This window comes from Bacillus nitratireducens (assembly GCF_001884135.1).
GTDB lineage: Bacteria > Bacillota > Bacilli > Bacillales > Bacillaceae_G > Bacillus_A > Bacillus_A nitratireducens.
Map to the genome: position 1 here is coordinate 118043 of NZ_MAOC01000077.1, position 13086 is coordinate 131128.

Annotated in this window: 10 protein-coding genes; 1 reads left to right on the plus strand and 9 read right to left on the minus strand. The window is 36.4% G+C overall.

Translation table 11 applies throughout. The annotated features are described in order from the left end of the window. Positions 1–43 precede the first annotated feature (43 nt). The 9 genes from BAU23_RS20120 to BAU23_RS20165 form a co-directional block, all read right to left on the minus strand. Entirely contained in the window at positions 44–2986 is a 2943-nt protein-coding gene (locus BAU23_RS20120) for a type I restriction endonuclease subunit R (RefSeq protein ID WP_071735063.1), read from the minus strand. Then, a complete protein-coding gene (locus BAU23_RS20125; protein ID WP_165615101.1) occupies positions 2983–4272 on the minus strand; it encodes a restriction endonuclease subunit S in 1290 nt (429 codons plus the stop codon). The genes BAU23_RS20120 and BAU23_RS20125 overlap by 4 nt, the downstream gene beginning before the upstream one ends. Then, complete coding sequence (locus BAU23_RS20130) at positions 4265–5746, minus strand: type I restriction-modification system subunit M (protein WP_071735065.1); 1482 nt, start codon at positions 5744–5746, stop codon at positions 4265–4267. Before BAU23_RS20130 ends, BAU23_RS20125 begins: the two co-directional genes overlap by 8 nt. A gap of 734 nt (positions 5747–6480) precedes the next feature. Further along, a complete protein-coding gene (locus BAU23_RS20140) occupies positions 6481–6966 on the minus strand; it encodes a tyrosine-type recombinase/integrase (protein WP_071735066.1) in 486 nt (161 codons plus the stop codon). 189 nt (positions 6967–7155) lie between these two features. Next, a complete protein-coding gene (locus BAU23_RS20145) occupies positions 7156–7854 on the minus strand; it encodes a hypothetical protein (protein ID WP_071735067.1) in 699 nt (232 codons plus the stop codon). A 166-nt stretch (positions 7855–8020) separates the two neighbouring features. Continuing rightward, positions 8021–8383 (minus strand): hypothetical protein, encoded by a 363-nt coding sequence (locus BAU23_RS20150; protein WP_016128962.1) that lies wholly within the window; start codon positions 8381–8383, stop codon positions 8021–8023. A 134-nt stretch (positions 8384–8517) separates the two neighbouring features. After that, positions 8518–8700: a DUF3976 domain-containing protein gene (locus BAU23_RS20155; RefSeq protein WP_001178300.1), complete on the minus strand. Its 183-nt coding sequence runs from the start codon at positions 8698–8700 to the stop codon at positions 8518–8520. A gap of 28 nt (positions 8701–8728) precedes the next feature. Beyond that, positions 8729–9106, minus strand: a complete 378-nt coding sequence (locus tag BAU23_RS20160) for a hypothetical protein (RefSeq protein WP_001109920.1) — start codon at positions 9104–9106, stop codon at positions 8729–8731. Next, a complete protein-coding gene (locus BAU23_RS20165; RefSeq protein WP_071735068.1) occupies positions 9103–9318 on the minus strand; it encodes a helix-turn-helix transcriptional regulator in 216 nt (71 codons plus the stop codon). The genes BAU23_RS20160 and BAU23_RS20165 overlap by 4 nt, the downstream gene beginning before the upstream one ends. A gap of 825 nt (positions 9319–10143) precedes the next feature. Between BAU23_RS20165 and odhA the strand changes: the two genes are divergently transcribed. After that, positions 10144–13011: a 2-oxoglutarate dehydrogenase E1 component gene (gene odhA / locus BAU23_RS20170; protein WP_000197121.1), complete on the plus strand. Its 2868-nt coding sequence runs from the start codon at positions 10144–10146 to the stop codon at positions 13009–13011. The last annotated feature ends 75 nt before the right edge of the window (positions 13012–13086 follow it).

Below are 13086 nucleotides of genomic sequence, written 5' to 3' on the forward strand. Positions count from 1 at the left end.
GAAAAAGCCATCTCAAGCAAGATGGCTTTTTTCATTATCATTTTTATTTCTTATAATGTACTGTTGCTAAGTCAATCAGTTGCTGTGTTAAACTCTCCAACTTTTCTTTTGGACAAGGACTTACACGGAGTTGCTTCTTAATTTTCTTTCGCATTTCACGTTTTACATCTTCTTTATTCGTCCATTCCACTATATCTGCTTCCTGCTGAATAATGTCCGTTATAAGATGCGTTAAGGCTTTCAAATCCTCTACATCATCATATGAAGGCATTTCTTTCTCCAGCATTTGATAAAATGGATATTGCTCACGAGTAAAGCCGTGTTCTTCACCTTTTTGTGCTGTATTCCGCATATCATTCACCATATTGCGATATTCTTCCAACAACTCATCGATATCCATCTGACGGTCTCTGCGTCGTTGAAGGAGTTCTTCAAGCCGTTCTTTTAAGGATGTATAGTACACTGGATTCTCTTCTAGCTTAACTCGTATTTCATGACGAATGGCATGCTCCATTTCAGCTGCTTTACCTTCTGGTGTCTTCGCTTCCTCTATCTGTTTTTCAAATCGATTCGAAAGAATATCAATTGGCTCATGAACAACATTAATACCTACTGCCGTAAGATGCTCCTCTATAAGCTGCTTTACCTTTTCTCCACAGTCACTAATATCCATCCCATCGACACGATAACGAGACTTTGCTGCTTGCCGTATTTTACCTAGAAGTTTTAAATCTGCTATGTAATCATGTGCTTTGGAACTAGGCATTACCATATCCATGCTTTCTGAAAACCGTTTAAATGCTGTATCAAATTCATTTCGTACGTCTTCTGGCTCTAACACCTGTAAGCATGCTTCTAGATTTTTTTTCGAAATCTTGTCGAAAAAGCGCATAGCAGAACGATGACGAGACTGTAATTTTGGTATCTCAGTATCAATATTTTTTAATGCACCTTGTACATCTTCTTTATTGAAAATAGCAAGTGCTTGTTCTAGGAATCTAGAAACGCCATAGTAATCGACAATCAAACCATAAGTCTTTTTATCATATGTACGATTTGTACGAGCTATGGCTTGTAGAAGATTATGTTCTTTAATCGGCTTGTCTAAATACATAACCTGTTCGATTGGAGCATCAAAGCCAGTCAACAGCTTGTCACACACGATTAAGAAACACAACTTATCCTCCGACATCGGATTCTTAAAACGAGCAATCACATCTTTTTCTTCTTCTTTTGACAAATGATGTTTTTGGAGATGTTCCCCATCATTATGACCCGCTGACATGATAACTTTAGATTCATAATTACTTAGTTCATCTAACATCTCTTTATACATAACTGCTGCTTCACGGCTAATCGCTACAATTTGTGCCTTGAAGCCATTTGGCTGGATATGTCTTTCATAATGTCTAATCATATCTAGCACAATACGTTTAATTCGTTTTTGAGACGAAATAATCGCTTGTTCTGTCGCATACTTCTTCTTAATACGCTCTCGGTCTTCTTCACTATACTCACGAAATTGTCGCTCAAACAGTTCGTCTAATGAATCTCCTTGCACATGTAAATCAGCCATTCTTGCTTCATAAAAAATAGGTAATGTTGCCCCATCTTTCACTGCTTGTTCAATGGTGTATTTATCAATGTATGGTCCGAATGTACGATTTGTACTCTTATCTTCTTTATCAATTGGTGTACCTGTAAATGCCAAATAACAAGCATTTGGCATGGCACTTTTCATTGTAGTAGCTAATCCACCGTATTGAGAACGGTGAGATTCATCAATCATGACAAAAATATTCTCAGCAGTAGATAGGTTCTTGAATTCCTTTGTCTCTGCATCCTCTTGAAACTTCTGTACCAATGTCATAATAGTAGAGCCTACACCTTGTTGAATCAGCTGCCGTAATTGTGCAACTGACTCTGCCTGTTGTGGATTTGGGAAGCCACATCGACGGAACGTGTTTGTGATTTGGTCATCCAAGTCTTTACGGTCTGTCACAACAATGATAGTAGGATTTTTAAGTTCTTTAATCCGTCGCAGCTTTACCGCAAGATACACCATTGTTAAGGATTTTCCACTTCCTTGTGTATGCCATACAACACCGCCACGTTGCGTCTTATCCTCAGCACCTAAAATTCGTTCAATTGCCTTGTTTACTGCACGGAACTGCTGATAGCGAGCAAGTTTCTTAATTGTACGTCCTTCTACTGGCTCATATACAATGAAATTACGAATTAAATCTAGTAGACTCTCTTTTGTTAACATTCCCGCTGTTAAAATATCTTGTGGTGTTGGAGAAACTCTTAGTTCTACGACTGTTTTTGGATATGGGTCTTTCCATTCACTATAGTGCTGCACTTTCGCTCCAATTGTTCCTACTTTGGCACGGTCATTGCTCGTTACAATCATAAATTGGTTGTAATAAAATAGCTGCTCATGTGTGTTCTGATATCGATGTAACTGTCGTACTCCCTCACCAATTTGTTCATCTGGAGATAGCATAGGACTTTTGCATTCAACAATAACAAGAGGCAATCCATTTATGAAAATGATAAGGTCAGGACGTATGTTACCTTGTGCATTGCTAATGGTAAACTGGTCTACCACAAGAAATTCATTATTTTCGGGTCTTTCGAAATCAATAAGTTTTACTGTTTGATTCTTTTTCCCCTTGCCAAGGTCTTGCTGAACAGAAATCATATTTACTATCATTTCATGAAACTTTTGATTCGCTTCCATTAAAGTGGTCGATTCAATATGGGTAATGGAGCGTACGACCTTTGCTAGATTGGTATCAGAAAGCCAAGGATTTAGTCGTAAGATAGCTTTACTTAAACGTTCTTTTAATATGATTTCCCCTCTTGATTCTCGTTCTGAATCAAGAGAAGGACCATGAAGATGTTCATAGTCCAGTTCCTTTAATTGTTCAATCATACGGTTTTCAACAAGCTGTTTCTCATTCCATTTAGCGGAGGAGGTCATACTTGTGTCACCTCAGCTTCGTCGACTGTTACATGGACCTTACCTGTGAGAAGGGATTGCATAAGAGCTTTTTTTATAGTTTGAAGTTCTTTAAGGCTCTTTTGTTCATTAACAACTTTCCGTTCGATTCCCAATAGGATACTTACTATCTTTCTCTGTTCATCTAGACTAGGAACTGGAATTTGAAAAATTTCTAAATCCGCCCTATTTACCTTTGGTATTCCAGTTCGTCCAGAAGCTGAAACAGAGTATTCATAGAATCTTTTACTCAACAAAACATATTTGATAAATTCTGGAATCATACAAGCATTCTTTGACTTAATTGGATAAATGTCAGCGCTACAGATTCCTTCAAATTTAGGAAAAGCTACCTTTGCCAATTCCGGTCTTATCTTACTAAACAGTATATGTTCCTCTGTAAAAAGGTACTTCCCACTTGTAATCCCTTCTTCTTCTGCAGTATTATAGTCCAATATACGCCCTGTAAATTTTGCTATATTATTAGGACCTAAATGTGGCATAGCACAAAATGGTTCTACCTTGGGGTCAACCTGTCCACTTACAATTTCACATACATCTTTAAATACGTACAGTCCCCAATCTTCTGGTATGCTTCCAATGCTTGTATCCTTGTATTTCTCGTGTCCAATTCCTTTTGTAAGAAGTTTCTGCATTAATCCTCTTTTTACTTTTTCTATTTTCTCAATAATAGCTTCTGTTTTTTCAATCGCTTCATCAACAGAAGAAAGAATGGCTGCGATTTTTTTTTGTTCTTTGGCTTCTGGAATCGGAATAAAGGTTCTTTTTAAATGAAAAGGTCCAAAGTTTGGTTGGGCAGAACCTGTTATAAGCATACTTATCTGCGATAGGAAAGTTTCTGAATTTAGAAAATGGAGCAGAAATTCTCTATTAAGTACATGAGGGTCTTTAGTCTTAAAGCGAATTACACTTGTGTTCATGAGTAAAGGTAAATGCACCTTCTTGACTACTGATACCTTTCCCCATGAATTACCTGAACTAGCAATTACAATATCTCCCTCATCAATTAAGAAGTGCGGATACCTTTCCTCTACCTCATCTGCTGAAATGTACCTATTTGTCCTAGATAAATCCAATGTACCATTTACAAGATTGGTTACATTTATTACTTTGATACCCTCGTCTGTAAACTGCCAATTTCTCAATCCTGGTCCTTCCTGAAAGAAGGCAACATCTTCAAGAGGTTTAAATAGAAATGTACTGTTCTCTATTATCTTACTGACATAGCTAGGTAGCTTCTTATTCACCATATCCCAACTCCTTTAAATACCCATACATAACCGTTTCAATTTCCTCACGCTCTTTCTCCAACTTACGGAGTTCAACCAATGTAGCAGCCACATCAATTTGCTCTTCTTCCTCTGTTGTGTCAATATATCGAGCAATGTTTAAGTTATATTCATTTTCACGGATTTCTTCAATACTTACAGGACGACAATACTTCTCTACTTCTTCATATTTGTTGTATGCTCCTACAATCTTTTCAATATCTTGGTCACGTAATGTGTTTTGATTTTTTCCCTCGTGGTAATCACGTGAGCCGTCTAAGAAGAAAATTTTATTTTTACGTTCAGCTGGCTTGTTACGATTCAAAATGAGGATACTCGCTGGAATACCTGTACCGTAAAAAAGATTCGTAGGTACGCCAATAACTGCTTCCAATAAATCCTCTTCAATTATTCCCTTTCGAATCACTCCCTCTGCCCCTCCACGGAATAGAACACCGTGAGGCATAACAATCCCAGCTTTTCCTTCATGATTTAATGTTGCAATCATATGTTGGATAAACGCATAATCTCCTGCCGTTTTTGGTGGTAATCCAAAGCGGAAACGTCCATATTCGTCACTTTCCGCTTCTTCACGTCCCCAATTCTTTAAGCTGAATGGTGGATTGGCAATAACACGGTCATATAGTATAAGTTCACCTTCTTCCAATAGCTTTGGCTCCCGTATCGTATCACCCTTTTCGATACGTTGGTCACTTAGTCCATGTAGTAAGAGGTTCATCTTACAAATTGCCCATGTATTGAGGTTTCTCTCCTGTCCATGTAGAACTAGATTTCGTGGGTTTCCACCTTGTTCTTTGATGTAATCAACGGATTGGATAAGCATCCCACCAGAACCTGCAGTAGGGTCACATACACGCATACCTTCTTCTGGTTTAATCAATTTCACAATTAGTTCTACTACTTTGCTTGGTGTATAGAACTCCCCACCTTTTTTCCCTGCATCGTCTGCGAATTGCTTAATAAGGTACTCATATGCACGACCAAGCATGTCAGGCTCGGATAGGCTTGCATTACTTAAATCGATTTTGGAAAAATGCTGCAATAACTGTAGTAAAAGGTTGTCAGGTAGCTTCTCCTTATCATTAAAATCGATAGTTGCAAGTACACCTTGTAGCGATACGTTTTCCTCCTCTAACTTTTCGAAAGCCTTATTAATCGCATCTCCAATGTCTTGTGTTTTGGAACGAATATCTTCCCATCTTGCGCCTTCTGGAACGAAGAATTGATGTTCATCACGGTCAGTCCAACCGTAATCATCTCCTTCTTCCTCTTCAATACGTTTTGCTGTTTCTACAAATACATCATTTAAGCGTTTTAGGAACAGTAAACCAAATATGTAGTTCTTATAGTCGGAAGAATCAATGCTTCCCCGTAGTATGTTCGCAGATTCCCATAAATGGGATTCCAGTTGTTGTAACGTTAACTTCTCCATGTTCTTTCCTCCATCCAATTTCTATCTATATTCATGTATATTGATGAATAAGCTTGTCTACCTTCTACTATAACAAAATGGTGTGTGTACAACTAGAGTTATCCTAAATCTAAAATGTCCATAGAATGGAAATTTTAAATAACAGTAATTAATAAAAACAGCATTTTATATTGAATTTTATGCTAAGAACCCTCATCACATATTCAGGACGTAAACAAAGTAAGTAGAACATTTACCTCCCTCTCTTTTCTAACAAAAAAGAGAACAGCCATGTGACTATTCCCTTCCACTCAATTTTTAGTGATTATGCGTTTCATACTAAAGCTCTAAAACTTTATAATATGAATATTTTCAACTCCCCTTGTCCGCATTCAACTTATAATATTTATCCTTCAAATGTATTGATTGATTTTGTTGATATATTAGAGGAAACAAAGTAATTACCTTACCATTATACAGACAGTTAAAGACATAATTTTGTGGTCACAAATGGTCACATAACTTACAATAACCATTGCTGTTTTGGTAGAATTCCGTTTATATAAACCCATGAAAATGCCTTTAAATCAACGTTTTTCCCGTAGCTCAGCAGGGAGAGCGCCACCTTGACAGGGTGGAGGTCGTGAGTTCGAGCCTCTCCGGGGTCATACAGTCAAAAACCGTATTAAATTAACGTTTGATGCGGTTTTTTATTTATTTAAACTTATCCTCAAAAACATCAGTGGTCACGTTCCCTACAAAATCTCTTCTATTTTGTTTACCGCATCTTCTTGCATCATTGGCAACACATGTGAGTAAATATCCAATGTGATTTTGATTTTACTATATCCTAATCGTTCAGAAATCACCTTCACATTTACGCCTTTCGCCAATGGCAAAGTTGCATGTGTGTGACGTAAATCATGAAACCGAATCTTTGGCACAACCGCTTTCTTAATCAAAGCGTTTAGACTTCGTCTCACATTAGCAGGATTAATTGGCGTTCCAGAAGGAGTACACATCACCAAGTCATTGTCTTGGTATTTCTCATCAATGAACACTACTTTATACTTTTCTACTTCCAACTGACTTTTTGCTTCACCAAGCGTTTCCACCATGTTTTTCAACTCATTAATCACATAAGACTCTTCCACTATATTCACTTGTTCTTGGATTTCTAATTGGAGTTGTTCTATGCTTTTTATCAATCCACGTTTATTCTCTAAATTAAACACCTTCACTTCTAACGTATCTACGGTTAGCTAACTACTTTACTTAAAATGATATACAAGTTCAATAATCTTATGAACCTCAAGGTGTGATATTTAACTTATATAATTAAACTCAGATATACTATTTTAGTTCCTCTAATTAACACAAAATAAGACCCCGCATCCCAGCAAGGCCTTCCAAACAAAATATAACACTACTCATATCACTTGGTTTTCAAAATGGCATTTCAAACTTTTACTGTATTCCGGAACATCTAACGTAATACTTAAATCAGCTGTACTCAAGTATTTTAAAGCTAAATACATTGCATATAGTTTTGCATCTGATTTTGTTTCAGTAACGATAATATGTAAATCAAAAGTCCTATATGTCTTCTTCAATTCTACAACTTCATCTATAACATCTGCAGGGTCAGCACCGATCTCAGATACAAAAAGATATTCATCTTCATGTGTTATGACAAATAAACCTGGTAGATGAGAATTTTCATCTATAAAAGAAAAGATATCCCCATTTATAACAAATAACTCGAATTTTGAAGAAGATTGGACATGTTTGTGTAAAACTAATAAACTCGGTCTTAAATCAGCAGGATCAATTCGTACATATTCATCAACTAGGTCGCTTGCATATTCTAAGAAAGCTTCAACATCAAAGTTTTCCTCCTTAGAATTAGCTTCTCTAAGCTTCCAAGTAAATGTTTCTGAGGGAAACCTAATTCCACTGTGAAAAAGAACATCATCATACTTCGAAGTGGCGACATGAATAAGATTAGCAAAATACAAAACTTTAACTATGTAAAAATCACTAAGACCTAAAGAACGACATAACTTACGACAATATCCCGAGTACAAATCAGGATTACCCTTGAAATTATCATACCAATATTGACTCATTACTCTCCCTCCTTTACTTATTATATTTTAATATAAAGATTTTATGTTGTAAATGTATAATTACTATAGAGTTTAAGTTCAATCAAACCATTTTTCTCCTTTCATGATAAGTACTAAATGTTTTATATTTTCTCCAACAAGCCCTCTACTTGATTGGCTCCTTTTATTAAAGTACTTGTTTTAACATCGGCCTTGCTACTCTATATTCTTCACTATTAGGTTCTATTACGAGTATGGGACGCCTTTCATCCTCTTCTTCTAAAATCATTTCAAATACTTCTGTTTTTTCTTGTAATATGTTGGATTCACTATCTTTAGTAGGCTCTTTGCTTGTTTCAATTTTCTTTGTCACTTCGCCAAGCTTTTGCCCGACTTCTTCTGCTTTGACAGGTTCATTCGTAACGTAGTATTCCTGGCCCTCCCATACTAACATAGGTGGCACTTGTTCTCGTTTGTTACATATTATGTAAGTAATACTAGCTATAAGTAGTAGACATACTGCTATAAAGAAGATAGCTTTTTTATTCATACACTATTCTCCTTATCTATCATCTTATTGGTTTATATCATATATAGAATAGATAGTGAATGGATTTTATGGTAATTTTTAGTTTTACCCCCAAAAAGAAAAACCTTACAAAAGTAAGGTTCCATTTTTAAATTCTATAGTGACTGATTTATTAAAACGATCATTACGATAATCGCTATAAACATAACAACTAGACAGCCGATCATTTTATAAAATCCTCTTTTCGTTAACGTCCCGCCTTGAACGTCTTTACGAATAAATAAGAACACGGCTAAAAATAATACCAGCCCAATGCCAAAAGCATACATCATTTGCATATGTTAATCTTCCTTTCTCTCTTCCATCTTAATATCTTTTCGATAAAACAACAAATGAGATAAAAACAGTACTCATCGTGAGTGCCATAAGTATATTCAATAATTCAACCGCAGATAGTGTAATTACTTTTAAGTTCAAACCAATAGAGAAAAGAAGATAATATGCTGTTAGAGCAAAAAAGCTGAAGAACATCCCTTTATAACGAATGAGTTTCATTCGCTCATCTTTTTCTTTAAATTGCGGGTGCAAGTAGCTTAGGCAGAAACACATAATCATCATTGCAAGCACGGTATAAGTTGGAATTGGCGGTGCTGAATGGGTCATTATACCTGCTAGTATCATAAATCCACTCATAATTAAAAAGATAATTCCCATAATAACAAAGTACTTTTGTGAATAATTCATCCTTTCTGCCCCTCTTCTTTTGCTTCATAAATAAATACATTTTCTATCGTTGTCTGGAATGTTTTCGCTATTTCAAATGCTAATGGAAGTGATGGATCATATTTCCCTTTTTCAATTGAAATGATGGTTTGTCTGGAAACCCCAAGTTTCTCAGCCAATTTTTCTTGAGATAGTCCAAATTTTTTTCGGTATTCGACCATTTTATTTTCCAAGGAAATTTCTCCCTCCTCCCTTATATCGAGTATATATGTAAAGGAAGCTTTACGTCAAGGTCCCTTTACATTCACTTAGATTATTTTGCATTCTATTTATATAGAAGAAACTTTTTCAATTGAATCATGTCTATTTTGAAATGAAACATGGAACAATGTATATATCCGTTACTATATCTCCTCCCCATTTTTGTGAAAATTTAATATCTCCATATTTGTTTTATCCTTTTAAACTATTTCATTCTTCTCCTTATTAGATGAAATGCGCTATTGTTTTTACGTTGTTTTTCGCCATATTTATAGAAACTAACGGTTTATGAAGCATTTTTTATGTTTAGCCACTTTTTTTGTAGAAATCCTTCATTTTCCTTTCGATATTTAACACTATCGAAATAAAGTTTACGCTAAATTCATAATTTTTTATTTTTTATACTATATTCCGTTATATTGTTGTATAATATCAATGAAAGCGCTTATTATTTCAATATACATAATTCAAACTAATCTTTATCGAAACATTCTAACAATTTTACTTATATTTAAATGCAACAATTATAGTCATTAATGTAGGTATACCAAATATATCCACCCCATTTTTCTGTAAAATTACTTTATAACATGAAAGATTAACTTGGGTGATAAGTTATTGTGAATGTTTTTTTACAAAACAGATAAGTAATAGTGTTTGGTATTATGTAAATTATTGTAATAACATAAGAGTAAAGATAACATTTACATTAATTATTAGTTCATCAATTATTGAAAAAGAGCAAAATGCACCTTTTGTATAGGAAAAGGATTATATGCATTGGGAGGTTTAAACAAATGACGAGGAAGAATACAACGACAAACCCTTGGGCCAAGTTCCATGGTCCGAACCTTGGTTATGTTATTGAACAGTATGATCTTTACGTAACTGGAGCAGGTTCTGTTGATCCGGAATTACAAGAGCTTTTTGAAATTTTTGGAGCTCCTTCGTTTCAAGATGATGTCGTAACAGGGGACAACACAGCAACACATTTTTCTCCTCAAAACACAGGGAACATTGAAAAAATTCTTAAAGTCGTTCAACTTGTTGAACAGATTCGTTCTTTCGGGCATACGTTAGCTCACATCAATCCGATGGAAGATGCTGCAAATGGACAATCTCTTCTTGAAAAAGCATTGAACGAACTGAGCGATGCTGATTTGAAAGCGATTCCAGCTAAAACAGTATGGCAAGATGCACCAGAGGGTATTCACACTGCATTTGATGTAATTCATAGATTAAAAGACGTTTATACAAAATCTTTAGCTTATGAATTCTCACATATACAAGATAGTGAAGAACGCGCGTGGTTGCATCAAATGGTGGAATCAAATTCATTGCGTCAACCATTATCAAATAAAAAACGAACTGCTCTTTTAAAACGTTTAACAGCTGTTGAAGGTTTCGAGCAATTCTTGCATAAAACATTCGTTGGTCAAAAACGTTTCTCTATCGAGGGCGTTGATATGCTTGTACCTGTACTAGATGAGATTGTTTCAGAAGGTGCTAAAGGCGGCGTTGAAGATGTCATGATTGGTATGGCTCACCGTGGTCGTCTAAGCGTACTCGCTCACGTACTAGAAAAACCATATGCTCACATGTTTGCTGAGTTCAAACATGCAAAAATAGAAGGCGCAGTTGCAAATGCTGGCTGGACTGGCGACGTGAAATACCATTTAGGTAGAGAGCAAGTCGTTGGTAATGAAGAAGTTAGCACTCGCGTTACATTAGCAAATAACCCGAGTCATCTTGAGTTCGTTAACCCTGTTGTTGAAGGTTTCGCACGTGCAGCTCAAGAGAATCGTAAAAAATCTGGTCTTCCAGAACAAGATACTTCAAAATCATTCGTAATTTTAGTTCATGGTGATGCTGCATTCCCTGGTCAAGGTGTTGTGTCTGAAACACTCAACTTAAGCAGATTAAATGCATACCAAACTGGCGGAACGATTCATGTTATCGCTAATAATGCAGTCGGCTTTACGACTGATAGCTATGATTCTCGTTCTACTAAATATTCAAGCGACCTTGCAAAAGGTTTCGATATTCCGATTGTTCACGTAAACGCTGATGATCCGGAAGCTTGTCTTGCTGCTGCTAACCTTGCGATCCAATATCGTACGTTGTTCAAAAAAGACTTCTTAATCGATTTAATCGGTTACCGCCGATATGGTCATAACGAAATGGATGATCCAGCAGTTACGCAACCACAAGTGTACAAAAAAATTAAAAATCACCCAACTGTAAGAGCAATTTATGCAGATCAATTACAATCTGCTGGCGTTCTGAATGCAGATGAGGTTGAAACAATTACTCAGTTTATACAAGAGGAATTAAAGGCTGAATACGCACAAGTGCCACCAGCTGATACGAGCGCTGCAACAATTCACGTTAAAGTTCCAGAGGTTGTTGCAAAAGGAATTCAACCGATTGACACTGGTATTTCAATTGACTCACTTCGTGCAATTAATGAAGGACTATTATCTTGGCCTGAAGGCTTTAACGTATATCCAAAAGTGAAGAAAATTCTTGAGCGCCGTAAAGATGCTCTTGAAGAGAACGGTAAAATTGAATGGGCACTTGCTGAATCGTTAGCATTCGCTTCTATTTTGCAAGAAGGTACGCCAATTCGTTTAACTGGTCAAGATTCACAGCGTGGTACATTCGCGCACCGTCATATCGTATTACACGATACTGATACAAACGAAACATATTCACCATTACACCGTTTACCGAACATTAACGCATCATTCTCTGTTCATAACAGTCCATTATCAGAGGCTGCTGTTGTTGGTTATGAATATGGTTATAACGTATTTGCTCCAGAAACTCTTGTTATGTGGGAAGCTCAATATGGTGACTTCTCAAATACTGCGCAGGCATTATTTGATCAATATGTTTCAGCAGGAAGAGCAAAATGGGGTCAAAAATCTGGTTTAGTTCTTCTATTACCACACGGTTATGAAGGTCAAGGGCCAGAACACTCTAGTGCACGTCCAGAGCGTTTCTTACAATTAGCTGCTGAGAACAACTGGACAGTTGCAAACTTAACGAGCGCGGCACAATACTTCCATATTTTACGTCGTCAAGCATCTATCTTAGGAACAGAAGCTGTTCGACCGTTAGTGCTTATGACGCCAAAGAGTTTATTACGTCATCCACTTACGCTTTCAACTGCTAGTCAGTTAAGCGAAGGACGTTTCCAACCTGCTTTAGAACAAGAAAACCTTGGTACAAAACCAAATAAAGTAAAACGTCTTGTTTTAAGTACAGGTAAAATGGCGATTGACTTAGCTGCAGAAATTGAGTCTGGAAAACATGAGTACAACTTAGATGAAGTTCATGTTGTTCGTATTGAACAGTTGTATCCATTCCCTGCTGAAAAAGTTCAATCTATTATTAAACGCTTTAAAAACTTAGAAGAAATTATTTGGGTTCAAGAAGAACCTCGTAATATGGGCGCATGGCATTACATGGCTCCAATTCTGTTCGAACTAGCTGGAGATAAAGTGAAAACAGGTTACATTGGACGCCCGGATCGTTCTAGCCCATCTGGTGGCGATCCATTCGCTCACAAAGCTGAGCAAGAACTAATTGTTGCACACGCTTTAGATGTGAAGTACAACTTCCGTCAAGATAAACAAGAAATTGAAGTTTTCAGCAACTGAAAATAACAATGAGTTTTTCCGGCTCGACTTGGGCAGAGTATCTGCCCAAGTCGAGCTAACAAATGGAGATTACCG